Below are 23495 nucleotides of genomic sequence, written 5' to 3'. Positions count from 1 at the left end.
ATTCCAGTCTGCGAATGACAATGGATGGGTAAATTGGATGGTCAACATCTCAGCTCTTGCAGGAGAGCGGCTTGCATTGGTCGTAGCTTCCAAAAACGGTGGGCTAGTGGGACGAATGCTGATTGAAGTGATTGCATAGGATGGGAGCTTGTACAAAGTATGGTCATCAAGCTGGGACATTAAAATTCTCCGGCTCTTTTCCAGCTAAAGTACCTTGTCACCATCTCTGTGCCGAGCTTGTCGGGCTCGACATCAAGTACTTGTATTCCATGGGCGCTCAACTGCTCATGAAGGTTTGCCCGGTTATTCAAGTAGTCCACCGTTGCGCAGTATTCAAGTGCCTGCCCGATCGTTTGCACCTGCGCCTGCCGTGCATCTTCAAGCATGCTCTCAAACAGGCTGGCCACGAGTACTCGATGCTGCTGGCTTAGTTGTCTGACGGCGTTCAGCAATTCCTCATCATCCTCATCATCCTCATCCCGCACATTCGTCACCAGCACCACCAGCGCCCGACGCTTCTGCCTCGCCAGCAATTGACTTACCGCCGCCGAATAGTCCGCCGAATGTCTCGTGCTATCCAGATCGTAAACACCGTTGAGCAACACCTTGAGCTGCCCTGCTCCTTTGACCGGTGCAATAAACCGTGGCTGATCACTGGCAAATGTCATCAACCCCACCGCATCCCCCTGCCTTAACGCCACATAACTCAACAGCAGACACGCATTCAGCGCATGATCGAAATGCGACAGCTCACCATCCTGACTGCGCATGTTCCGCCCGCAGTCGAGCATGAAGATGATCTGCTGATCCCGTTCGTCTTCGTATTCACGAGCAATCGGTGTGCGATGGCGAGCGGTGGCTTTCCAGTCAATCTGGCGCAGGCTGTCGCCTTCGCGAAATTCCCGCAGTTGATGGAACTCCATCCCCTGGCCACGGCGTTGGCGCTGGCGTACGCCCAGCTGGCTGAGCCAGTTGTCGACAGCCAGCAACTGGCCGCCGTAGAGGCGGGCGAAGTCGGGGTAGACGCGGCTGTGGTCGGTGATGTTCAGCAGGCGTTTGCCGGACCACAGGCCGAAGGGGCTCGGCAGGTTGAGTTCGAAGGTGTCGAAGGTGAAGTGGCCGCGTTTGAGCGGACGCAGGCGATAGCCGATCAGGCTGCGCTGGCCGGGTTGCAGCTCGGTGTCGAGTGGCAGGTTTTCGAAACTCAGGCCATCGGGTACGTGATCGAAGATCTGAATGGTCAGTGGCTGGTCGAAATCATGTTCGACTTCCAGCCGGATTTCGCTCCAGCGACCCAGGGCCAGACTGCCGGGCATCTGTCGTTGTACGTAGGGCGAGGGCAGGCGTTTGAGGCGCAGCGCGTCCAGCAGGCTCAGCGCCAACAGAGCCAGCAACAATCCCCAGTTGATCGACAACAGGCTCGATGGCACCTCGACGTCCAGCGCTTGTAACGCGCCCAGCACAATGCCGATGGCCAGCAGAATCGCCAGCCAGATCAACAACAGACGCGAGGGTTTCACAGGCGCGGCGCCGGGATCTGGTCAAGCAGTTGCTGGAGCACCTGATCGACCTGCAGGCCTTCGATATCCAGCTCCGGAGCAAGGCGAACGCGGTGGCGCAACACCGCCAGTGCGCAACCCTTGATGTCGTCGGGAATCACGAATTCGCCGCCACGCAACAGGGCCCTGGCGCGGGCGCAGCGCACCAGTGCAATGGAGGCACGTGGTCCGGCGCCGAGGCTCAGTCCCGGCCAGGTGCGGGTGCTGCGAGCGAGGCGCACGGCGTAGTCGAGGACCTGATCGTCCAGCGGCAGATCGCTGGCGATGCGTTGCAGGGCCTGCACGTCCTTGGCCTGCAACACGGTGCGCATCGGTTGCACGTCGAGCATGTCGGCGCGGGTCGAGCGGCTGACCTGCCGCACCATGTCCAGCTCCTGATCGGCGTCGGGGTAATCCATGCGCACCTTGAGCATGAAACGGTCGAGCTCGGCCTCGGGCAGCGGGTAAGTGCCTTCCTGTTCGATCGGGTTTTGCGTGGCGAGCACCATGAACGGCTGGGCTATCGGCAGGGCGCGACCTTCGAGGGTGACCTGACGTTCCTGCATCGCTTCGAGCAGGGCGGCTTGCGTCTTGGCCGGGGCGCGGTTGATCTCGTCGGCCAGCAGCAGGTGGGTGAACAACGGGCCTTTGCGCAGTTTGAACTGCTCGGTCTGCAGGTCGTAGACCGCGTGGCCGGTGACGTCGCTGGGCATCAGGTCCGGGGTGAACTGGATGCGCGCAAACTCGCCGCCAAAGCACTTTGCCAAGGCGCGTACCAACAAGGTTTTGCCGAGACCGGGAACGCCTTCGAGCAGCACGTGGCCACCGGCGATCAGTGCGGTCAGCACGTCGTCGATCACCGGGTTCTGGCCGATCAGCGCTTTCTGCAATTCGCCGCGCACTGCTTGGGCCAACTGACTGGCTCGCTGGCGTTGCTGGGCCGCGTGGCCGGGCGAGCCGGGTTCTATGTGTTCGGTCATAGCGTGTTCCTCAAGGCTTGCAGGTGGGCGACCTGACGGCAGAATTCGGCGTCGGACATGCGCCGCTTCGGTGCCGGGCTCAGGGCCTGGCTGATGGCACGGGTCGGCTGGCGGGTCAGACGCGACAGCACCAGCCATTGTTCGGCGACATTCAGTTGATCGAAACCGGGATGACGGTGACGGGCGCGGCGCAGGACGTCCTGCTGCAACGCTTGCAGCAAGGTCTGTTGTCCGTTGTGACGCAGGATGAAACCGGCACTGGCGCGCAGGTGTTCCATCAACTGCCGACGACTGCGCGGGGCGGGCGCCTGCACCGGGCCGTGACGCACGCCGACATGCCACAGCCACAGACCGATCAGCGCGAGCAGGGCGACGATGGCTTGTGGGAAATAGCGCCAGAGCAGGGTCGGCAGACTGTCGTGTTCAGTGTTGTACAACAAGGTCACGACGGTGTCGGCGCTGAGGTACCAGAGCAGCCAGGCATTGTCGTGTTGCGCAATCGCCGGGGTTTTCCACAGGTCGGCATCGGTGACCACGGTGATCGTGCCGAGGCCGAAAGCCAGTTGCATCATGTGCGTGGCTTTCGCGCTGTTGGCCCAGGCCTGGGCGAGGTTTTTCGGGTCGTCGAGATGGAACGCGGTGTCGAATCCGGCATAGGCCGGGGCGTCTTCGTCTTCCAGGTAGAGCTTGGTCAGATTGGGGTATGGATCTTCGGCGGCATCCGGTGGCGTTCCCTCGAGATCCTTGGTGAAGGATTGATGCAGTTGCACGCGGTCGAGCAGCAGGTCGTTGCTCTGGCCGGTCTTCTCATCCCAGATCGATTCGGCGACGAACACCAGCCTTCCGCCGGCCCGGGCCCAGTTCAGAGCCTGATCGACCTGACGCGGAGTCATTTTCGAGCGGTCATTGAACATCAGCAGTGTGTGCTGGCGCGGATCGATGTCGGGCAACACGGCGAGGCTTTCGGCGTGAGTGACCTCGATTCCGCGTTCGCGCAGAAACATCTCCGCCGCCAGATAAGGATTGGCTTGCGCGGCGGGGGACGGGCCATGATCGACTTCGGCCTGGTAAGGCGTGGCCATGAGGTACAGATAAATGCCCAGCGCACCGAGCAGGACGACGATAAGCGTGCCACCCGAAAGCCAGAGCGCACGCCGGTTCAACGGGCGACTCCCTGGCCAAACAGGGACCGCCAGCCATCACACAATTGCTGTTGCAGATGCGCCGCCGGTACGCGGTGCCCGTAGGCCATGTTCTGCCAGTGGCCTGTGAGGTGACGGCTGTAGGCGAGCAAGTCGGGACGCTGCAACTGTTCGATCCGGGCCAGCACTTCGTTTTCGGTGTCCGCAGATTTCAGGGTCAGGTTGAAGTCGTGCAACAGATGACTGAGCAGTGCCCGGTACAGCAGGCCCAGTGCTGCGCGCGGCTCGGTTTGCCAGAGCTGTTCCGCGTGGCTGGCGATGTCATCGGGCAGGCTTTCCTTTTGCAGATCCAGCCCGAAGGCCTGTTGCGGCAAAGGCCTTTTGATCTGTTTGGGCAAGCGTGGACGGCGGCCGACGAACCCTTGCAGAAAATCCCGATAGCGCCAGACCAGCCAGCCAATTCCGGCGATCAGCGCGCCCCACAGCACGACTTCGATCGCCTTGGCGAGGCCCTCGAGGTGTCGGCCGTCCAGCCAGTCGAGCAGGGTTTTCAACCATTGCGGTGCTTCGCCTTCCTTGTTTTTTTCGGCAGCAGCGGGATCGTCGCCGAAGCGATAACGGGTGACGGTTTCCTTGTTCTTGAACGGCGGTTGTTCGAGCAAGGCCTTGATGCTGTCACGGGATGTCTGACTGGTCAGTGGCTGATTCAGGAGCCGGGGCGCATCCGGCGCGGTGTCAGGTTCGGCGGCCCATGCCGAGGGCACTCCCGGCAGCAGCAGGCACACCACCAGCAGCAAGCCGATCACGCTGCTGTTCAAACGCTGGCGCAAACGGCGGAACACCAGTTCGATGTCCCAGGCTTCGAGGACGGTGCGGCGGTTCAGGTAAAGACTGAAACCGCAGGCGACGTAGATCGGTTCCCAGATCACCAGGATCAGCGCATAGAACGCATTGGTCAGATGCTCCAGCCAGCGCCATTCGTAGTCGGGCGCGAAGATCAGGCTTTGCCAGTCCCAATCGGTTTCGACCTGTTGCGGCAGTAGCAGGTAGAACAACACCATCAGGCCGATCCACAGCGCCGTTTCCAGATGCACACCGATGATTGTCAGCCACTGCGCGGCGCCGGCGTTGCGTTGCAACAGCACCTGCAAACGCTGCTGGCGGGCGTTACCGTCGAGGCCTTCGAGTTGCAGCACGGGCAGCAGGAAGCTGCGACTGAGGCTGAAGCGGCGCCAGGTCAGACTGGCGAGCAATTGTGGTTTGAGCAGACGCGGCCATTGGCGCAAGGCCTGTTTAAAGGTGGGTGTTTCGCCGAACAGCGCCTTGGAGAGGATGTACAACGGCAAGCGTTCGTACGCCGGTTTCAGCCACCAGAAGATGAACACGGCCAGCGACGGTGAATCCCACAACAGCAGGCTGAGCACCGCGAACAGCGGCAGGGTGACGATGGCCCAGCTGGTCATCAGCAGGCGCCGATGTTGCTGGCTCATGAGCACGCCCAGATCCATGGCTTCCCAGGTAGTGCGCGGACGGATTGCCACAGTTGCGTCACTCAGGCGCATGGCGGGTCCTTCCGGCGAACAGCAGATAGATCGCCACGCCGAGCCAGAGCCCGGCGCCGACCAGGTATTTGGTCTGCGGCGAAAGCCCGATGCGTGACGACCAATACGCCTCGATAAACGCGGCGATCAACAGAAACAGCATGACCCCACAGATCAGCAGTACGCTCTGGCGCGCCGAATGTCTCAAGGCCTCGCCGCGCGTCAGGCGTCCCGGTGCTATCAGCGCCCAACCCAGTTTCAACCCCGCTGCACCGGCCAGGACAATCGCGCTGAGTTCAAATGCGCCGTGGCCGATCACGAACGGCCAGAAAGTCTGGCCAAAGCCGATCTCGGTGAGATGCCCGGCCACCGCGCCGATAGTCAGACCGTTGTAGAACAGGAAGAACGCGCTGCCCAGGCCCAGCAGCAAACCGCTGGCAAAGGTCTGAAAGGCGATGCCGATGTTGTGCATGATGTAGTAGCCGAACATCACCCAGTTTTCACTGGCGGCGCGCTCGGCCGAGCGCCCGAGGTGGCCGGCGACCGGATCGTACATGCCTTGCATCTCGCGCACCTGCTCGGCGGGGATAAGGTTGTAGATCAATTCGGGATTCAGATACACCAGTACCCCGAAACCGGCCAGGCTGCCGAGGAACAGCAGCCCGGCCACCAACACGAAAGGCCATTGCGCGCGAACCAGCCGGGGGAACCCGGCGAAGATGAAGCTCAGCAGGCTGGAACCAGTTTGCCGACGATGACGGTAAAGCTGTTGATGGCCGCGCAGCACTTGCTGTTGCAATGAGTCGACGAGAAAACTGCTGTAACCACGTTCCTGCGCCAGCGCCAGATGCTGGCAGATTCGGCGATAGGCCTTGGGAAATTCTGCGACCTGCGACGTGTCCTTGCCTCGTTCGAGACGTTCGAGGGCGAGGGTGAAACGCTCCCATTCGGCCTTGTGGCGGGTTTCGAAAAGGCTTTGCTTCATGTCGGACCCAACAGGCCGCGAGCGATGCCGTTAAGTTCGCCAACGGCTTTCGGCGCGCTGATGTGCAGCGGTTGAGCGAGCAATGCAGCGAGTTCATTGACCCGCGCCGTCGACAGTTCCCCCTGGCGTTCGGCGAAAGCGAGCAGGGCGCGTTGTTCAGTCAGGGTCAGCGGGATCGGCGAGCGGCGGGGTTCGGCATCGGGCAACTGCGGGCGCTGGAGCGGGCGTTCGCTGTAGATCACCAGCGTGCCGGCAGCGATGTCGCCCAGGCGTTTGAAAGTCGGGTGTTGCAGGCAACTGATCGCCCCGAGGAAATAGCCGAACGGCATCAGGTCGACAAAACGCAGCAGGTTGCGCAACAGGGAGGCTGACCAGCCGATCGGCGTGCCATCGTCGTGCACTACCCGCAGGCCCATCCATTGCTTGCCCGGCGAGCGGCCCTGACGCAGCACTTCGAACAGCACCATGTACCACCAGCTCACCCCGAACAGCAGCAGTGATCCGAGGCCTATGCCGAGTTTGCCGAGCAGCGCCAGTAACATGAAAAGCAGCCCCAGGATCAGCCCGCGCAACCCCAGATCGATGGTGAACGCCACGGCGCGCACCATCAGGCCGGCGGGGCGCAGCGGCAGGTCGATGCCTTCCGGCGTTTCGACCTTGTGCCGCGTGTCCAGTGGCGGGGCCAGCGATGCTTTCCTTCGCGGTGCTGTGGTCTCGAGCATGGGCTACCTGATGTTGCCGGATCGGGATGCAAGTGCGTCCGATGCTAGCAGCCTCTCGGGGGGAAACGACATAACTATGTCATACACATTCTTCAACCAAAGGTGACTGAATGATGCGGTGCTGGCCGCGACGACGCTTGAACGCCTAGACTTTGCCGATCTTCAGTTCAGGAACCGCCCGTGACTTCCATTTTCTGGTACGACTACGAAACCACCGGCATCAATCCCCGATGCGATCGCCCCTTGCAGGTGGCCGGGATCCGCACCGATCACGAACTCAACGAAATCGACGCGCCGGTCAATCTCTACTGTCAGCCCAGCGAAGACATCCTGCCGCATCCGGCGGCATGCGCGATCACCGGCATCACTCCGAGCCGCCTCGCCGAGCAAGGCTTGAGCGAAGCCGACTTCATGACCCGGGTCCATGCCCAGCTCGCAGCTCCTGGCACTTGCGGTGCGGGATACAACACCTTGCGCTTCGACGACGAGATGACCCGCTACAGCCTGTACCGCAACTTTTTCGATCCCTATGCCCGTGAATGGCAGGGCGGCAACAGCCGTTGGGATCTGATCGATGTGGTGCGCGCCGCCTACGCATTGCGCCCGGACGGGCTGGTGTGGCCGACCGACGACGAAGGCAAGGTGACGCTCAAGCTGGAACGCCTCACCGCCGCCAATGGCATCGATCACGGCAATGCCCACGAAGCCTTGTCGGACGTGCGCGCCACGATTGCCCTCGCCCGGTTGATTCGCGAGAAGCAGCCGAAGTTGTATGACTGGCTGTTCCAGTTGCGCAGCAAACAGAAGGTCATGGACCAGATTCGTCTGTTGCAACCGATGGTGCACATCTCCGGTCGTTTCTCCGCTGCGCGCAGTTATGTCGGCGTGGTGCTGCCGCTGGCCTGGCATCCGCGCAACAAGAACGCGTTGATCGTTTGTGATCTGCACCTGGATCCGCAGGGTCTGCTCGACCTGGATGCCGAAACATTACGTCAGCGCCTGTACACCCGGCGTGACGACCTGGCCGAAGGCGAGTTGCCGGTACCGCTCAAACTCATCCACATCAACAAGTGCCCGGTGGTGGCGCCATTGTCGGTGTTGCGTGCGAACGATCAACAGCGTCTGGGTCTGGACATGGCGTTGTATCAGGCGCGTGCGTTGCGACTAAGTGACGCACAACAAGTTTGGAAAGATAAAGTCTCGGCGATTTATGCCAGCGAAGATTTCACCTCGAGTGACGATCCCGAACAGCAGTTGTACGACGGATTTATCGGTGACCGTGATCGTCGTTTATGTGAGCAAGTGAGAGCGACCGATCCTGCTCAATTGGCGCGAGAGCAATGGCCGTTCGATGACGAACGTTTGCCTGAATTGTTGTTTCGATATCGAGCACGTAACTTTCCCGATACGTTGAATTTCGAAGAGCAAGAACGCTGGAAAATCTTTTGCCGGCAACGCTTGTCCGAGCCGGAGTGGGGTGCCCCTAATACCTTGCAATCTTTTGCCGAGGCGATGCAGCAATGGTTGCTTAGTGCTGCGCCGATGCAGGCCGAGGTGTTGGTTGAATGGCAGAACTATGTCCAGGCACTGCGCAAACGTTTGGATCTTTGAAATCGAACATGTTCGGCGCTTGAATGCCGGGCATAAAAAAACGCCAGCATTCGCTGGCGTTTTTTTGTGTCACAGAAGCGCTCTGCGACGAGGGTTGCGGCTTAGCCCAGCAGGGTAGCCCAGCCTTCAACCACGTCACCGCCCCACTTGGCTTTCCACTCTTTCAGAGTTTTGTGGTTGCCACCTTTGGTTTCGATGACTTCGCCGTTGTGCGGGTTTTTGTATTGTTTAACTTTGCGAGCACGCTTGGTGCCGGTAGTTTTGGCTGCGCCGCCACGTGGTGCCTTGGTTTTGGACTCTGGATCCAGCAGCGCGATGATGTCGCGCAGGGATTTGGAATATTCGCCCATCAGTGTGCGCAGTTTGCCTTCGAATTCCAGCTCGGCTTGCAGTTTGTCGTCTTGCGACAGGTTTTTCAAACGGGCTTGCAGCTCTTTGATAGCTTCTTCGGTGGCACGATATTCGTTGATCAAGGACATGATTACTACCTTATGTGGGAGTGCGCGATGGCAGGGGACAGTGCGGCAATAATAGTCAGGCTGTTTCATCAAGTAAACATTTAACCGGGGTTTTTATTTGAATTAGTTACGTTGAAAAGCCCGGAATTGAATGTTCAGTTAAATATTGTGATGGAGTCTTCGCAGATATTCACACAGGTCTGCAGATGCAGGGCTATTGCTACGCCATCATTCTGGCGTTTGCAGGCGTCAAAAAAATTGCGGCGGGCTGTCGTGAGGCTCCGAGGGTCATCAATACTGCAGTTTTCCCGCGCAGTCGCTAGAATGGCCGCCTTTGCGAAGTTCTGGAGTTTCCCCCTCATGCGCACTTTTCGGTTGGTGATTTCTTGCCCGGACCGCGTTGGCATCGTTGCCAAAGTCAGTAACTTTCTGGCGGCCCACAATGGCTGGATCACCGAAGCGAGCCACCACTCGGATAACCAGGTCGGCTGGTTCTTCATGCGTCACGAAATACGTGCCGATTCCCTGCCTTTCGGTATCGAGGTGTTGCGCGAGAAGTTTGCACCGATCGCCGAAGAGTTCTCGATGGACTGGCGCATCACCGACACCGAGCAGAAAAAACGCGTGGTGCTGATGGCCAGCCGCGAATCCCATTGCCTGGCTGACCTGCTGCACCGCTGGCACAGCGACGAGCTGGATTGCGAGATCTCCTGCGTGATCTCCAACCACGACGACCTGCGCAGCATGGTCGAGTGGCACGGCATTCCTTATTACCACGTGCCGGTCAATCCGCAGGACAAGCAACCGGCCTTCGACGAGGTGTCGCGTCTGGTCAAGCAGCACGATGCCGAAGTGGTGGTGCTGGCGCGCTACATGCAGATCCTGCCGCCGGACATGTGCCGCGAATACGCGCACAAGGTCATCAACATTCACCACAGCTTCCTGCCGTCGTTCGTCGGTGCCAAGCCGTACCACCAGGCCTCCCTGCGCGGTGTGAAACTGATTGGTGCGACCTGCCACTACGTGACCGAAGAGCTGGACGCCGGCCCGATCATCGAACAGGACGTGGTGCGCGTGAGCCACAGCGACAGCATCGAAGACATGGTGCGTTTCGGTCGTGACGTCGAGAAGATGGTGCTGGCCCGTGGCCTGCGTTATCACCTGGAAGACCGCGTGCTGGTGCACGGCAACAAGACCGTGGTGTTCTGATTCAGGTTCGCTCCCGCGCAGAGCGCGGGAGCGATCCATGGACCGTGAGGAATGACCGATGAGCGATCCACTGGACAAAGCCACTTCCAAGGCCCCCGCCACCCTGGGTGAGGGCTGCCTGAGCCGCTATGACCCGGATGACCTGAGCCCGGAGGACGGCACGGAGTTTCCCGGCGCTGCCGAACTGTGGGAACAACTCAAGGACGAAGAGGATGACCTCAAGAAGCCTGTCTGACGCTCAGCAGCTTTTTCAGCAACGGCCGTCCCAGCATCAATAGAAACACCGGGCCACCGACCAGCAGATAGAAGTAATACGTCACCACCCGCCAGATCAGGATCGCCGCCGCGGCGGTCGATTTGCCGACCATCGGCGCCAGCAGTGCCGCCGAGGTCAACTCCGCCGCACCGGCACCGCCCGGCAACAGGCTGAATTGCCCCGCACCCAGCGAAAGCATCTGGATCAGAAAGGTCCAGGCCCATTGCACATCCGCCCCCAGACCGCGCAACGCCAGATAAAGCACGCTGTATCGCAACGACCAATGCACGCAGGTCAGGACGAACACCTTGATCAATGTCTGCCAGGGCAATTTCAGCGCATCGGTGAAAGCCGCCAGAAAGTGCAGCAACTGCCGCGCCCAGCGCCGTCGGGTACGTGGTTCGACGTTCATCCCCGCCAGCAGGCGCCCGCTCAGGCGGATCAATCGACGGTGATAGCGCGCGACCAGCACGCAACTGAACAGGCCGCCGGTCAACGACAGGGCACTGACGATCAACAGCCACTCCATGCGGTCGCTGAGATGCTGGAACAGCGCGTAGATCAGAATCCCGCTCAGGGCGCAGAGAAAGAACAGCAGATCGCTCAATTGATCCATCGCAAACACGGCGCTGCCCCGGGCCGGACGAACGCCGCTGCGCGCCAGCAGCGCCATGATTGTCAACGGCCCCCCGCTGCCGCCGGGCGTGGCGCACCAGGCGAATTCGGCAGCCATCACCACCCCGAGACTTTTGACGGGCGTGACCCGGTCACGCTGATCGCCGAGCAGCAGCCGCAGGCGAAAGGTGTTGATGCCCCAGCACAACAGAACCATGGCGAACATGATCAACAGCCAACGCAGTGGAAATGCCTGCAGGCGCTCCCAGGTTTCGCCGCCCCCGAGCAGGACGGGAACCGCCACGGCCACCAGCAGGCCGATCAGCAAAAGAATGCCGCGGCTCAAGCGGCACGCTCGGCTTGAGTGCGCTGGCGCGTCAGCCAGTCGATTTTGGTCATGGGCACGCGTCCCTCCGCCAGCAGTCGTTCAAGGGTGCGCCACCAGTAATCCCGGGAAAACCGGTGGCGCATGTCCACCGGGTGCAAGCCTAGACGAATCACCGGCGCCTGACGCCAGCGCTGCTCACGCTGTTCGCTGATGATCTTCGACACCCCGCGACGCCAGGCACTGCGCGCGCTCCACACCAGTCCGGGGGCCTCGACCGCGGAGAAATCCGGCAAGTGATAAAGATGCTGCGGATCGCTGGTGTAGCGCAGCGGCAATTCGCGCAGTGCCTGGCGGGTGCCGGTGCTCATCAACCAGGCCGGGGCCACGAAACCGTGCAGTGGCCAGCCGTGGCGTCGAAACAGATCGATGCCCGGGAGCAGGCGGGCGAGGGCGGCTTCACGGGACAACTGATAGAACTCGCCTTCATGAGTGTAGATCCGGCGCATGAACCAGTCGCGCGCCGTGTGCGGGCCAGGCTCGGTGTCTTCATGAAAGTGGCCGTGCAGGGCCAGTTCATCGCCGCGAGCGACCCGCTCGTCGAGCATCCGACAAAACGCCGGATCGGCTTCAAGTGCATCGTGTCGATGGAAGTCCGGGACCACCAGCCACGTGATCGGAACATTGCCCAGCCGGTCAACGGCTTCGACGAACCCCCGATAATCAGCCCACGTGGAGGGCGCCACGTCATGCAGCACCAGCATCAGCGCCGGGCGCTCGCGAGATTCAGCCATTGGCCACCCACGGAGCCGAATCGCCGAGCACGGCGTGGTAATGGCCCAACAGGCTATCGACCACCGTGTCCCAGGCGTAATGTCGTTCGACGTGTTGGCGCGCCTGTTGACCGAGTACGCCAGTCCCGCGACTGAACAGTTCGCGCACGGCATTGGCCATGGCTTGCGCATTGTTCGGCGCGCAGAGCAGGCCGCAGGATTCGCTGACGATTTCCTCGAATGCCCCGGCCGCCACCGCCACCACCGGAATGCCGCAGGCCATGGCTTCCAGAATCACCAGGCCGAAGGTTTCCTGATCGCCGGCGTGGAGCAAAGCGTCGGCACTGGCCATCAGTCGCGCGACCTGTGCGGCCGGGCAGAACCGGTCGATCACGCTGACGTTGTCCGGGACGGACGCCGGCATCGACGAGCCGACCAGCAACAGGTGATAGCGCGGGCCCAGGCGTTTCATGCAATCGAGCAGCACCGGCAGATTTTTTTCCTTGGAACCGCGACCGGCAAAGATCAACAGGCGCGTGTCCTCGGCTATCCCCAGTTCGCTGCGCAACCCGGTATCGCGGGCATCAGGGTGGAAGGTGTGCAGGTCAACGCCCAGCGGTTGCACGTAGACGTTGCGCACACCCAGCCCGCTGAGCTTGTCGGCCATCACCTGGCTGGGCGCCAGCACCCGGTCGAAATTGCCGTACAACTTGCGCACATAGGCGTCGACATTCGGCGTGACCCAATGGCCCATGCGGTTTCCCACCAACAGCGGCAGGTCGGAATGGTAGAAACCGATCACCGGCACATCGAGTTGTCGACGTGCATCGAGCGCGGCCCAGGCGGTGAGGTACGGATCGCCGACTTCGATCAGATCCGGCTGCAGATCCTGCAGCACCTTGCGCCAGGGGGCCAGGCGCACGGGGAAGCGATAGCCCTTGCCGAAAGGCAGGGCGGGGGCAGGCACCGTGTAGACGCCGTCACGTTCGCCGAAATGCGCGCCGGGAATCAGCAGGCTGTGGCGGATGCCGGGTTTGACCGCCAACCGACGGTGCTTGGCATCCAGATAGGTGCGCACGCCGCCGCTGGCCGGGGCGTAGAACATGGTGATGTCGGCGATATGCACGGTGAACGGCCCTCCGCGTTGATCTCCCTTGGTTGACCCTTATCAAGAATAGATGTTCGGTCGGGGTTTCGCGGTGAGGCGCAAGGCCGGTTGCGGAGGGTTGTTGGTCGTCTTCGTCAGATGGCAACGAACCGATGAAGACGACCGACAGAACGGCTTTAAATACGGAAACTACCCACCAACTGCTTCAGTCGCGAAGCCTGCTGCTCCAGATCCGAGCAAGCACGCAACGTCGCCTGCAGGTTCTCGACACCTTCCTGGTTCAGCGTATTGATCTCGGTGATATCCACGTTGATCGATTCAACCACGGCAGTCTGTTCCTCGGTCGCGGTCGCCACCGACTGGTTCATCCCGTCGATTTCACCGATGCGCTGGGTCACGCTGTTCAAGCGCTCGCCGGCAAGGTTGGCGATGTCCACGCTGTCCTGGCTGTGGCGCTGGCTGTCGCTCATGGTGCTGACGGATTCGCGGGCGCCGACTTGCAACTCCTCGATCATGGTCTGCACCTGTTGCGCCGATTCCTGGGTGCGGTGGGCGAGGTTGCGCACCTCGTCCGCCACCACCGCAAAACCGCGCCCGGCTTCACCGGCCCGCGCTGCCTCGATGGCGGCGTTGAGCGCCAACAGGTTGGTCTGCTGGGAGATGCTGGTGATCACTTCCAGGATCTGGCCGATGTTCACGGTCTTGCTGTTCAGCGATTCGATATTGCTGCTCGATGCGCTGAGCATGCTCGACAGCTGATTCATCGCCTTGATGCTGCGATCCACCACTTGCTGACCGTCTTCGGCCAGGTTGCGGGCGTCGCTGGCCTGGGTCGAGGCCTGGGCTGCGTTGCGGGCGATTTCCTGGGCGGCGGCGCCGAGCTGGTTGATTGCCGCGGCCACGCTGTTGGTGCGCGAGGCTTGCTGGTCGGAGTTGTACATCGACGAGTTCGAGGCCGCGACCACGCGCAGGGCGACTTCGTTGACCTGGCCGGTGGCCGACGACACTTCGCGGATGGAGCCGTGGATACGCTCGACGAAACGGTTGAACGCGGTGCCGAGTACGCCGAATTCATCCTGGTTCTGGATGGTCAGGCGCTTGGTCAGGTCGCCTTCGCCGTCGGCGATGTCCTCCATGGCGCGGGTCATCACGTGCAGCGGCTGGATCAGGAAACGGATCAGCATGCCGAGCAGGGCGATGATAATCGCCACTGCAATTACGGTGGCAATCACGGCCGAGGTGCGGAATTCGCTGAGCATCGAGAAGGCTTTGTCTTTGTCCACCGACAGGCCGATGTACCAGTTCACCGATGGCAGGCCCTTGATCGGGGTGAAGTTGACGATGCGGGTCTTGCCGTCGACGGTGATTTCAGTGAAGTCGCTGCTGATGCGCGGGGTGTCCTGCGGATAGGCTTCCTTCAGTGACTTCATCACCAGGGCCTTGTCCGGGTGCACCAGAATCTTGCCGTCGGCGCTGACCAGGAACGCGTAACCCATGCCGGAGAAGTCCCGGGCGCTGAGGGTGTTGATCAGGGTCTGCAGGCTCAGGTCGCCGCCCACCACGCCCACGCTTTGGCCGGCCTTTTTCGCGGCGGTGGCGATGGAAATGATGGTCTGGCCGGTGGCCGCGTCGATGTACGGTTCGGTCAGGGTCGACGTGCTGCTGCTTTCCGCGCCTTTATACCAGGGGCGAACGCGTGGATCGAAACCGTCCGGCATCTTCGCATCCGGGCGGATGGTGAAGTGCCCGGTGGCATCGCCGAGGTAGGAGGCCATGAAGGTCGACGTCAGGGCTTTCTGTTCCAGCAGGCTGGCGACGGCGGACGGCTCGGGGTTGATGGCAATGTTCTGGGCAGCGTTCTCGATCAGCAGGATGCGGCCGCTCAGCCAGGTCTGGATGTTGTCGGCTGTAACCTCGCCCATCTCGTTGAGGTAATTGTCCAGGTCTTCGCGGATCGCATTGCGCTGCAACCAGTCGTTGTACAGCGTGAACGAAGCGAAGGCGGCAATGACAATGAGGGCCGCGGCAAGCAAGATTTTATGGCTGAAACGCAGATTTTTGTTCATGGCTTGGGGTTCCGCTAAGGTCTTAATGTCCAAGGCGTGCTTTTATAAACGCGCGCAGAATGGGCAGGGGTGAAAGCGCACTGATATTTCCTTCTCTCCTTAGGGAAATCTCAGACCGGACTTTTGATCGGGTCTCTCACTCTCTCTATCGGCCATGCTCGACAAAGATTAATCATTGGGTGACCAAATGCCTGACTCCTTGCAACTCGTAATCGGCGCCGATCTCGCCGGGCAACCGATCGCTCAGGCGATGCGCCTGGCCAACCGTCATGGACTGGTAGCCGGGGCCACCGGTACCGGCAAGACCGTTACTTTGCAGCGTCTGGCCGAGGCGTTCAGCGACGCTGGGGTCGCGGTTTTCGCCGCCGACGTCAAGGGCGACCTGTGTGGTCTCGGTGCCGCCGGCAATCCCCAGGGCAAGATCGCCGAGCGCATCGCCGGCATGCCGTGGCTCAAGCACACGCCTCAGGCGTATCCCGTGACCTTGTGGGACATCCACGGTCAGTCCGGTCATCCGTTACGCACCACGCTGAGTGAAATGGGCCCTCTATTGATCGGGGCCTTGCTGGAACTGACCGACAGCCAGCAATCGGCGTTGTACGCGGCGTTCAAAGTGGCCGATCGCGAAGGGTTATTGCTGCTCGATCTCAAAGACCTGAAAGCGCTGCTCAACCACCTCAAGGAAAATCCGCAGCTGCTGGGCGATGACGCCGCGCTGTTCACCACCGGCTCCAGTCAGGCGCTGTTGCGGCGTCTGGCGACGCTGGAACAGCAGGGCGCCGAAGCGTTGTTCGGCGAGCCGGCGCTGCAACTGGAAGACATTCTGCACCCGGCCGCCGATGGTCGCGGGCGGATTCATTTGCTGGATGCCAGTCGTCTGGTGCATGAGGCGCCGAAGGTCTACGCGACCTTCCTGCTGTGGCTGCTGGCCGAGCTGTTCGAGCAACTGCCGGAACGGGGCGATGCCGACAAGCCGCTCCTGGCGCTGTTTTTCGATGAGGCGCATTTGTTGTTCGGCGATACGCCGAAGGCTTTGCAGGAACGGCTGGAGCAAGTGGTGCGTTTGATCCGCTCCAAGGGCGTCGGCGTGTATTTCGTCACCCAGTCGCCGGGTGACCTGCCGGATGATGTGCTGGCGCAGCTGGGGCTGCGGATCCAGCACGGCCTGCGCGCGTTCACCGCCAAGGAACAGAAATCCCTGCGGGCGGTGGCGGACGGTTTCCGGCCGAATCCGGCGTTCGACACGTTGTCGGTGCTCACCGAGCTCGGGATTGGCGAAGCGTTGGTTGGCACATTGCAGGAAAAGGGCACGCCGGAAATGGTTCAGCGCGTGCTGGTAGCACCGCCGCAATCGCGGATCGGGCCGTTGACCGAGACGGAACGCACGGTGCTGATCGCCGGTTCGCCGTTCAAGGGGCGGTACGACAAACCGATCGACCGCGAGTCGGCCTATGAAATTCTGATGGGCCGCAAGGGGCTGGCACCGGAGGCTGAAGCGGCGCCGGGTAAACCGGCGGTTGAGGAGCCAAGTCTGGCAGACAGGGCCGGAGAGTTCCTCGGCACGGCGGCGGGGCAGGCGCTCAAATCGGCGATGCGTCAGGCGGCGAATTCGCTGGGCAAACAGTTGGTGCGCGGTCTGATGGGGTCATTGCTGGGTGGCAGCAAGCGCCGCTGATCAATAAGGCTCAGGTTTTGGGTTTGGCGTGGGCGGCCAGTCGTTCCAGGGCCGCTCGCAGATTTGGATCGCTGATCCCTTCGGCGGTGGCCTGGATGGTCGCCGCCGCATCCGTCGACAGATCGATCGTGGATCCGCTCGTCTCGCGCTGGAGGGTCGGTGGCCGCACGGCGAACTTGATCCGCGTCAGATTGGCGAACTCGTCGAACATCTGCAGTTGTCGTTGCAGACGTTTCTGCTGATAGCGCAGACGCGTGGCCCAATGGCCGTCGGTGACAATCAGCAACAGCTCGCCTTCGCGCCACTTGGCCACGTGGCAGTGTTCACGGGCGGCGGGTTGCAGCTGGCTTTCGAGCAGGCGTTGCAGATGGGCCAGACGTTGGGCATGACCGAGGATGGCTTTCAACGGCCTGGCTTCGCGTAGCAGAACGGCGGGCGCTCTGGCTGTGAGAGGGCGAAATGCCATGATCTAGGACCTGAAGTTGCAGAGGCGCCATGGTAGCAGATGGCACCCATTTCACTCGCCCATTGCTTTTGTCACTGCTTTGCCCATTAAATCAACGACTAACTTCTTCGCTGTACGGCTTGAAGTTGAGCAAAACGCCCCTATTTTAAGTGAGCCCCGTCAAAGCGCAGTGCCAGCATCGTGGAATATCCCCACTTTCCTCACCACCGTTTCCGGGTAGAATGCTCGTTCGCATGCGGCCATGAGGGCTGCACGGGCGACTCACGGGGCCGCCCTCCATCCCTTTAGTGTGGAAGATCCTGCCGATATGTTTGCGCCTTTGTTAAAGAAACTTTTTGGAAGCAAGAACGAGCGTGAAGTCAAGCGCATGCTCAAGACGGTGCAGCTCGTCAATGCCTTCGAAGAGAAGATGGTCGCCCTCTCGGACGATCAACTGCGCGCCAAGACCGCAGAGTTCAAGGACCGCATTGCCAAGGGGGAGACCCTCGACAAGCTGTTGCCGGAAGCCTTTGCGGTCGCCCGCGAAGCCGGCAAGCGTGTCATGGGCATGCGCCACTTCGACGTCCAGCTGATCGGCGGCATGACCCTGCACGAAGGCAAGATTGCCGAAATGCGCACCGGTGAAGGCAAGACCCTGGTGGGTACCCTGGGCGTTTACCTCAACGCGCTGTCCGGCAAGGGCGTGCACGTTGTGACCGTGAACGATTACCTGGCCCGCCGCGACGCCAACTGGATGCGTCCGCTGTATGAATTCCTCGGTCTGAGCGTCGGCATCGTGACGCCGTTCCAGCCGCCGGAAGAGAAGCGCGCCGCCTACGCTGCCGATATCACCTACGGCACCAACAACGAATTCGGGTTCGACTACCTGCGCGACAACATGGCGTTCAGCATGGAAGAGAAATTCCAGCGCGAACTCAACTTTGCCGTGATCGACGAAGTCGACTCCATCCTCATCGACGAAGCGCGTACCCCGCTGATCATTTCCGGTCAGGCCGAGGACAGCTCCAAGCTGTACATCGAGATCAACAAGCTGATCCCGAAACTCAAGCTGCACGTCGAAGAAGTCGAAGGCGAAGTCACCCAGGAAGGCCATTACACCGTCGACGAAAAGACCCGTCAGGTCGAACTCAACGAAGCCGGTCACCAGTTCATCGAAGACCAACTGACCAGCATCGGCCTGCTGGCCGAGGGCGAGAGCCTGTACTCGGCGCATAACCTGAGCCTGCTGACTCACGTTTACGCCGGTCTGCGTGCGCACAAGCTGTTCCACCGCAACGTCGAATACATCGTGCAGGACGGTCAGGTCGTACTGGTCGACGAACACACCGGCCGTACCATGCCCGGCCGTCGTTTGTCCGAAGGCCTGCACCAGGCCATCGAAGCCAAGGAAAACCTGAACATTCAGGCCGAGAGCCAGACCCTGGCATCGACCACGTTCCAGAACTACTTCCGCCTGTACGAAAAACTGGCCGGCATGACCGGTACAGCCGACACCGAAGCGTTCGAATTCCATCAGATCTATGGTCTGCAGGTCGTCGTGATCCCGACCAACAAGCCACTGGCCCGTAAGGACTACAACGACCTGGTGTTCCTGACCGCCGAAGAGAAATACGCGGCGATCGTCAATGACATCAAGGAAAGCATGGCTGCCGGCCGTCCGGTGCTGGTGGGTACTGCGACCATCGAAACCTCCGAGCACATGTCCGCACTGCTCGTGAAGGAAGGCATCGAACACAAGGTCCTGAACGCCAAGTTCCACGAAAAAGAAGCTGAAATCATTGCGCAGGCCGGTCGTCCGGGCGCACTGACCATCGCTACCAACATGGCCGGTCGTGGTACCGACATCCTGTTGGGCGGCAACTGGGAAGTTGAAGTCGCGTCGCTGGAAAACCCCACCCCTGAGCAGATTGCCCAGATCAAGGCAGACTGGCAGAAGCGTCACCAGCAAGTGCTGGAGTCCGGCGGTCTGCAGGTGATCGCGTCCGAGCGTCACGAATCCCGTCGTATCGACAACCAGCTGCGTGGCCGTGCCGGCCGTCAGGGTGACGCCGGTTCCAGCCGCTTCTACCTGTCGCTGGAAGACAGCCTGATGCGCATCTTCGCCTCTGACCGGGTGAAGAACTTCATGAAGGCCCTGGGCATGCAATCCGGTGAAGCGATCGAGCACCGCATGGTGACCAACGCCATCGAGAAGGCGCAGCGCAAGGTTGAAGGCCGCAACTTCGACATCCGCAAGCAACTGCTCGAGTTCGACGACGTCAACAACGAGCAGCGTAAAGTGATCTATCACATGCGCAACACGTTGCTGGCTGCGGACAACATCGGCGAAACCATCGCTGATTTCCGTCAGGATGTCCTGAACGCTACCGTCAGCGCGCACATTCCGCCGCAATCGCTGCCAGAGCAGTGGGACGTGGCGGGTCTGGAAGCGTCGATCGCCAGCGACTTCGGCGTGAAGCTGCCGATCCAGCAATGGCTCGACGAAGACGATCACCTGTACGAAGAAACCCTGCGCGAGAAGCTGATGAACGAGCTGATCGCCGCCTACAACGAAAAAGAAGACCAGGCGGGTGCCGAAGCCCTGCGCTCGTTCGAGAAGCAGATCGTGCTGCGCGTACTGGACGACCTGTGGAAAGACCACCTGTCGACCATGGATCACCTGCGTCACGGCATCCACTTGCGTGGTTATGCGCAGAAGAACCCGAAGCAGGAATACAAGCGCGAGTCCTTCACGCTGTTCTCCGAGCTGCTGGATTCGATCAAGCGCGACTCGATCCGCGTGCTGTCCCACGTTCAGGTTCGCCGCGAAGATCCGGCCGAAGAAGAACAACGCCTGCGTCAGGAAGCCGAAGCACTGGCCGCCCGCATGCAGTTCGAACACGCCGAGGCTCCTGGCCTGGAAGCGCAACCGGAACTGGTCGGTGAAGAGGTCGATGTGGCCCTCGCCGCCGCCCCGGTTCGCAACGAGCAGAAGCTGGGCCGCAACGAACTGTGCTACTGCGGTTCGGGCAAGAAATTCAAGCATTGCCACGGGCAGATCCAGTAAACCCCGTTTCAATCGCTGAAATACCCGCGCCGCGACCGGCACCAGCCGTCGCGGCGTTTTGCCATTTACACCACCGCCACTACGCTTGGCGGTGCTGACATCATTGAGTAAGGAGCGCATTCATGGCTGTTGGTCTTGGTCCTTTGCCAACGTTGCACCCGGTTGCCGGTTTTGAACTCGGTATCGCTTCGGCCGGCATCAAGCGCCCGGGGCGCAAGGATGTCGTCGTGATGCGTTGCGCCGAAGGTTCCACCGTGGCGGGCGTGTTTACGTTGAACGCTTTCTGCGCAGCGCCGGTGATCCTGGCCAAGAAGCGCGTGCAGAACCCGGTGCGCTACCTGTTGACCAACACCGGCAATGCCAACGCCGGCACCGGCGAACCGGGCCTGGCAGCCGCCGAGCGAACCACCGCCAAACTGGCTGAACTGACCGGTGTGGATGCCAGCCAGATCCTGCCGTACTCCACCGGCGTGATCGGCGAGCCGCTGCCGGTCGAGAAGATCGAGGGCGCCTTGCAGGCCGCGCTGGACGATCTGTCGGAAAACAACTGGGAAGCTGCCGCCACTGGCATCATGACCACCGACACGCTGCCCAAAGGCGCCAGCCGCCAGTTCCAGCATGACGGCGTGACCATCACCGTCACCGGCATCAGCAAAGGCGCGGGGATGATCCGTCCGAACATGGCGACCATGCTCGGCTACATCGCCACCGACGCCAAAGTCTCCCGCGACGTGCTGCAAAACCTGATGCTGGACGGCGCCAACAAGTCGTTCAACCGCATCACCATCGACGGCGACACTTCGACCAACGACTGCTGCATGCTGATCGCCACCGGCAAGGCTGCGCTGCCGGAAATCACCCGTGCCGAAGGCGAGCTGTTCGCCAAGCTGAAACAGGCCGTGTTCGAAGTGTGCATGGATGTGGCCCAGGCCATCGTGCGTGATGGCGAAGGCGCGACCAAGTTCGTGACCGTTGAAGTCAACGGCGGCGGCAATCACCAGGAATGCCTGGATGTCGGCTACACCGTGGCCCACTCGCCGCTGATCAAGACGGCACTGTTTGCGTCCGACCCGAACTGGGGCCGCATTCTCGCCGCCGTTGGCCGTGCCGGCGTGCCGGATCTGGACGTGAGCAAGATCGACGTGTTCCTCGGTGACGTGTGCATCGCCAGCCGTGGCGCCCGCGCCGCGACCTACACCGAAGCCCAGGGCTCGGCGGTGATGCAGCAGGAAGAAATCACCATCCGGATCGAGCTGGGTCGCGGCGATTGCAGCGAAACCATCTGGACCACCGACCTGTCCCACGAGTACGTGAAGATCAACGCCGAATACCGCACCTGATCCCTGCCGAAGAGGGAGGTCTGCGGACCTCCTTTTCTTCTGTCCCATGAAAGGACCCGAACATGAGCCTTCACCTGATCATTGGCGACAAACTGCTTTCCTCCTGGTCCCTGCGCGCGGCGCTGGCGCTTGAACTGACCGGCGCGCCCTACACCGAAGAACTGGTCAAACTCGGCAAGCCCGACACTCGTGAGCGGCTGCTGGCGCACTCGCCGACCGCCAAGGTGCCGCTGCTGAAAACTGCCCGTGGCACCATCGCCGATTCTCTGGCGATTGCCGAATACCTGGCCGAACAGTTTCCTTCCGAACAACTCTGGCCGACCGATATCGCCGCCCGTGCCCAGGCCCGCTCCGCCTGCGCGCAGATGCACAGCGGCTTCTTCGCGATGCGCAATCACATGCCGTTCAACCTGAGCCACGATGCGCCACTCAATCCGGTGCCGCCTGAGGTGAAGGTCGACATCGAGCGCATGCTCGCGCTATGGGCCGAATGCCGCGCCGTTGCGACTGAGCCAGGACCTTACCTGTTTGGTCGGGTGTCGCTGGCCGATGCGTTCTTTGCACCGATTGCCGTGCGCCTGCGTACCTATCAGGTAAAGCTGCCCGCCGAAGATGAAGCCTATGTTGAAACCGTCTACCAATGGCCGGCCTTCAAGGCCTGGCAAAAGGCTGGACTGGAGGAATTGCAGTCGTGAAACGTGTACACGTCGCCGCCGCCGTCATTCGTGACGACAGCGGCAAGATTCTGATCGCCCGGCGTGCCGATACCCAGCATCAGGGCGGCCTCTGGGAATTTCCCGGTGGCAAGGTCGAAGCCGACGAGTCGGTGCAAACCGCGCTGGCCCGTGAGCTGCACGAAGAACTGGGCATCGTCGTCGGCGCCGCGCGGCCGCTGATCAAGGTGCGCCACGATTATCCGGACAAGCAGGTGTTGCTGGATGTCTGGGAAGTCTCGAGCTTCACCGGCGAACCCCATGGCGCCGAAGGCCAGCCATTGGCCTGGGTTTCGGCCAAGGAGCTGACGGATTACGAATTTCCGGCGGCGAACCAGCCGATCGTCGCGGCGGCGCGTCTGCCTGCCGAATACCTGATCACCCCGGAAGATCTGGAAACCCCGGCCTTGCTGCGCGGTATCCAGAAGGCGATCGCCGGTGGGATCAAGCTGATCCAGTTGCGTGCGCCCAATGGTTATGACCCGAAGTACCGCGATCTGGCGGTAGATGCGGTCGGCCTCTGTGCCGGCAAGGCGCAGTTGATGATCAAAGGCCCGTTCGAGTGGCTGGGCGATTTCCCGGCCGCCGGCTGGCACATCACCTCGGCGCAACTGCGCAAGTACGCGGCTGCGGGGCGGCCGCTGCCGGCGGAGCGCTGGTTGGCGGCGTCCTGCCACAACGCTGAAGAACTGGCGCTGGCCGAGCAGATGGGCGTGGATTTCGTCACCCTGTCGCCGGTGCAGCCGACCCTGACTCACCCGGATGCCCAGCCGTTAGGCTGGGAGCAGGCTTCGACGCTGATCGAAGGCTTCAGCAAACCGGTATTTCTATTGGGCGGTGTCGGCCCGGCGGAGCGCGAAAAAGCGTGGGATGCCGGGGCTCAAGGTGTAGCGGGGATTCGGGCGTTCTGGCCTGAGGTTTGATTC

The 23495-nt window shown here is 61.4% G+C and carries 20 protein-coding genes and 1 pseudogene; 8 read left to right on the top strand and 13 right to left on the bottom strand.

Annotated elements, in window-relative coordinates; translation table 11 throughout:
• Nucleotides 1–179: 179 nt before the first annotated feature.
• The 6 genes from CAF79_RS06935 to CAF79_RS06910 are packed head-to-tail and all read right to left on the bottom strand — an operon-like array spanning nt 180 to nt 6908.
• The gene (locus CAF79_RS06935; RefSeq protein ID WP_085697196.1) at nt 180–1520 is read right to left on the bottom strand and encodes a DUF58 domain-containing protein; all 1341 of its coding nucleotides are present in this window, start codon (nt 1518–1520) and stop codon (nt 180–182) included.
• Nucleotides 1517–2518: a MoxR family ATPase gene (locus CAF79_RS06930; RefSeq protein WP_085697195.1), complete on the bottom strand. Its 1002-nt coding sequence runs from the start codon at nt 2516–2518 to the stop codon at nt 1517–1519. The genes CAF79_RS06935 and CAF79_RS06930 overlap by 4 nt, the downstream gene beginning before the upstream one ends.
• The gene (locus CAF79_RS06925) at nt 2515–3681 is read right to left on the bottom strand and encodes a DUF4350 domain-containing protein (RefSeq protein WP_085697194.1); all 1167 of its coding nucleotides are present in this window, start codon (nt 3679–3681) and stop codon (nt 2515–2517) included. The genes CAF79_RS06930 and CAF79_RS06925 overlap by 4 nt, the downstream gene beginning before the upstream one ends.
• Nucleotides 3678–5222, bottom strand: a complete 1545-nt coding sequence (locus CAF79_RS06920; protein WP_085697193.1) for a DUF4129 domain-containing protein — start codon at nt 5220–5222, stop codon at nt 3678–3680. Before CAF79_RS06920 ends, CAF79_RS06925 begins: the two co-directional genes overlap by 4 nt.
• Nucleotides 5209–6186, bottom strand: a complete 978-nt coding sequence (locus tag CAF79_RS06915) for a stage II sporulation protein M (protein ID WP_085697238.1) — start codon at nt 6184–6186, stop codon at nt 5209–5211. Before CAF79_RS06915 ends, CAF79_RS06920 begins: the two co-directional genes overlap by 14 nt.
• The gene (locus CAF79_RS06910) at nt 6183–6908 is read right to left on the bottom strand and encodes an RDD family protein (RefSeq protein WP_085697192.1); all 726 of its coding nucleotides are present in this window, start codon (nt 6906–6908) and stop codon (nt 6183–6185) included. The genes CAF79_RS06915 and CAF79_RS06910 overlap by 4 nt, the downstream gene beginning before the upstream one ends.
• 180 nt (nt 6909–7088) lie before the next feature.
• On the opposite strand from CAF79_RS06910, the gene sbcB reads away from it, so the two are divergent.
• Nucleotides 7089–8519 carry an exodeoxyribonuclease I gene (sbcB, locus tag CAF79_RS06905; RefSeq protein WP_085697191.1) on the top strand — a complete coding sequence of 477 codons (1431 nt, stop codon included), beginning with the start codon at nt 7089–7091 and terminating at the stop codon, nt 8517–8519.
• A 101-nt stretch (nt 8520–8620) separates the two neighbouring features.
• On the opposite strand, the gene mvaT is transcribed toward sbcB, so the two are convergent.
• Nucleotides 8621–8998: a histone-like nucleoid-structuring protein MvaT gene (mvaT, locus tag CAF79_RS06900; protein WP_007951234.1), complete on the bottom strand. Its 378-nt coding sequence runs from the start codon at nt 8996–8998 to the stop codon at nt 8621–8623.
• A 339-nt stretch (nt 8999–9337) separates the two neighbouring features.
• Here mvaT and purU point away from each other — a divergent pair, with 339 nt between their 5' ends.
• Nucleotides 9338–10186: a formyltetrahydrofolate deformylase gene (gene purU / locus CAF79_RS06890; RefSeq protein ID WP_007912774.1), complete on the top strand. Its 849-nt coding sequence runs from the start codon at nt 9338–9340 to the stop codon at nt 10184–10186.
• A gap of 58 nt (nt 10187–10244) precedes the next feature.
• Nucleotides 10245–10421, top strand: a complete 177-nt coding sequence (locus CAF79_RS29105; protein ID WP_007951232.1) for a hypothetical protein — start codon at nt 10245–10247, stop codon at nt 10419–10421.
• Here CAF79_RS29105 and CAF79_RS06885 read toward each other — a convergent pair.
• The 5 genes and pseudogenes from CAF79_RS06885 to CAF79_RS29690 all read right to left on the bottom strand — a co-directional run.
• Nucleotides 10405–11403, bottom strand: coding sequence for a lysylphosphatidylglycerol synthase transmembrane domain-containing protein (locus tag CAF79_RS06885; RefSeq protein ID WP_085697189.1), 999 nt, complete (start codon nt 11401–11403; stop codon nt 10405–10407). The two genes, CAF79_RS29105 and CAF79_RS06885, sit on opposite strands and share 17 nt — an antisense overlap.
• Nucleotides 11400–12176: a DUF2334 domain-containing protein gene (locus CAF79_RS06880; RefSeq protein WP_085697188.1), complete on the bottom strand. Its 777-nt coding sequence runs from the start codon at nt 12174–12176 to the stop codon at nt 11400–11402. The genes CAF79_RS06885 and CAF79_RS06880 overlap by 4 nt, the downstream gene beginning before the upstream one ends.
• Nucleotides 12169–13281, bottom strand: a complete 1113-nt coding sequence (locus CAF79_RS06875; RefSeq protein ID WP_085697187.1) for a glycosyltransferase family 1 protein — start codon at nt 13279–13281, stop codon at nt 12169–12171. Before CAF79_RS06875 ends, CAF79_RS06880 begins: the two co-directional genes overlap by 8 nt.
• Nucleotides 13282–13439: 158 nt before the next feature.
• On the bottom strand, nt 13440–14204 hold the full coding sequence (locus tag CAF79_RS29695) for a methyl-accepting chemotaxis protein (protein ID WP_371917915.1): 765 nt from the start codon (nt 14202–14204) through the stop codon (nt 13440–13442).
• A gap of 93 nt (nt 14205–14297) precedes the next feature.
• Nucleotides 14298–15329: pseudogene (locus CAF79_RS29690) on the bottom strand (cache domain-containing protein); the annotation flags it as partial.
• Between the two features lie 187 nt (nt 15330–15516).
• Here CAF79_RS29690 and CAF79_RS06865 point away from each other — a divergent pair.
• On the top strand, nt 15517–17004 hold the full coding sequence (locus CAF79_RS06865) for a helicase HerA-like domain-containing protein (protein WP_085697237.1): 1488 nt from the start codon (nt 15517–15519) through the stop codon (nt 17002–17004).
• 10 nt (nt 17005–17014) lie between these two features.
• On the opposite strand, the gene CAF79_RS06860 is transcribed toward CAF79_RS06865, so the two are convergent.
• Nucleotides 17015–17470 (bottom strand): DUF721 domain-containing protein, encoded by a 456-nt coding sequence (locus CAF79_RS06860; protein WP_085697185.1) that lies wholly within the window; start codon nt 17468–17470, stop codon nt 17015–17017.
• A gap of 307 nt (nt 17471–17777) precedes the next feature.
• Here CAF79_RS06860 and secA point away from each other — a divergent pair, with 307 nt between their 5' ends.
• The 4 genes from secA (at nt 17778) to CAF79_RS06840 (ending at nt 23492) form a co-directional block, all read left to right on the top strand.
• A complete protein-coding gene (gene secA / locus CAF79_RS06855) occupies nt 17778–20516 on the top strand; it encodes a preprotein translocase subunit SecA (RefSeq protein WP_085697184.1) in 2739 nt (912 codons plus the stop codon).
• A gap of 122 nt (nt 20517–20638) precedes the next feature.
• Nucleotides 20639–21856, top strand: coding sequence for a bifunctional glutamate N-acetyltransferase/amino-acid acetyltransferase ArgJ (argJ, locus tag CAF79_RS06850; RefSeq protein WP_064383762.1), 1218 nt, complete (start codon nt 20639–20641; stop codon nt 21854–21856).
• A 62-nt stretch (nt 21857–21918) separates the two neighbouring features.
• A complete protein-coding gene (locus CAF79_RS06845; RefSeq protein ID WP_085697183.1) occupies nt 21919–22551 on the top strand; it encodes a glutathione S-transferase family protein in 633 nt (210 codons plus the stop codon).
• Nucleotides 22548–23492 (top strand): Nudix family hydrolase, encoded by a 945-nt coding sequence (locus CAF79_RS06840; protein ID WP_085697182.1) that lies wholly within the window; start codon nt 22548–22550, stop codon nt 23490–23492. The genes CAF79_RS06845 and CAF79_RS06840 overlap by 4 nt, the downstream gene beginning before the upstream one ends.
• Nucleotides 23493–23495: the final 3 nt, after the last annotated feature.

The sequence above is a fragment of the Pseudomonas sp. B26(2017) genome (genome assembly GCF_002113045.1).
In the GTDB taxonomy this organism is placed as follows: domain Bacteria; phylum Pseudomonadota; class Gammaproteobacteria; order Pseudomonadales; family Pseudomonadaceae; genus Aquipseudomonas.
The sequence above is the reverse complement of the archived record's forward strand: the minus strand, read 5'-3'. Positions and strand labels throughout refer to the sequence as shown.

Coding starts and splice junctions, on each gene's coding strand:
- purU (WP_007912774.1), top strand. CDS start 9,338: ATGCGCACTTTTCGGTTGGTGATTTCTTGCCCGGACCGCGTTGGCATC.
- CAF79_RS06910 (WP_085697192.1), bottom strand. CDS start 6,908: ATGCTCGAGACCACAGCACCGCGAAGGAAAGCATCGCTGGCCCCGCCA.
- mvaT (WP_007951234.1), bottom strand. CDS start 8,998: ATGTCCTTGATCAACGAATATCGTGCCACCGAAGAAGCTATCAAAGAG.
- CAF79_RS06865 (WP_085697237.1), top strand. CDS start 15,517: ATGCCTGACTCCTTGCAACTCGTAATCGGCGCCGATCTCGCCGGGCAA.
- CAF79_RS06930 (WP_085697195.1), bottom strand. CDS start 2,518: ATGACCGAACACATAGAACCCGGCTCGCCCGGCCACGCGGCCCAGCAA.
- CAF79_RS06880 (WP_085697188.1), bottom strand. CDS start 12,176: ATGGCTGAATCTCGCGAGCGCCCGGCGCTGATGCTGGTGCTGCATGAC.
- CAF79_RS06920 (WP_085697193.1), bottom strand. CDS start 5,222: ATGCGCCTGAGTGACGCAACTGTGGCAATCCGTCCGCGCACTACCTGG.
- CAF79_RS06845 (WP_085697183.1), top strand. CDS start 21,919: ATGAGCCTTCACCTGATCATTGGCGACAAACTGCTTTCCTCCTGGTCC.
- CAF79_RS29105 (WP_007951232.1), top strand. CDS start 10,245: ATGAGCGATCCACTGGACAAAGCCACTTCCAAGGCCCCCGCCACCCTG.
- CAF79_RS06915 (WP_085697238.1), bottom strand. CDS start 6,186: ATGAAGCAAAGCCTTTTCGAAACCCGCCACAAGGCCGAATGGGAGCGT.
- secA (WP_085697184.1), top strand. CDS start 17,778: ATGTTTGCGCCTTTGTTAAAGAAACTTTTTGGAAGCAAGAACGAGCGT.
- CAF79_RS29695 (WP_371917915.1), bottom strand. CDS start 14,204: ATGTACAACTCCGACCAGCAAGCCTCGCGCACCAACAGCGTGGCCGCG.
- CAF79_RS06860 (WP_085697185.1), bottom strand. CDS start 17,470: ATGGCATTTCGCCCTCTCACAGCCAGAGCGCCCGCCGTTCTGCTACGC.
- argJ (WP_064383762.1), top strand. CDS start 20,639: ATGGCTGTTGGTCTTGGTCCTTTGCCAACGTTGCACCCGGTTGCCGGT.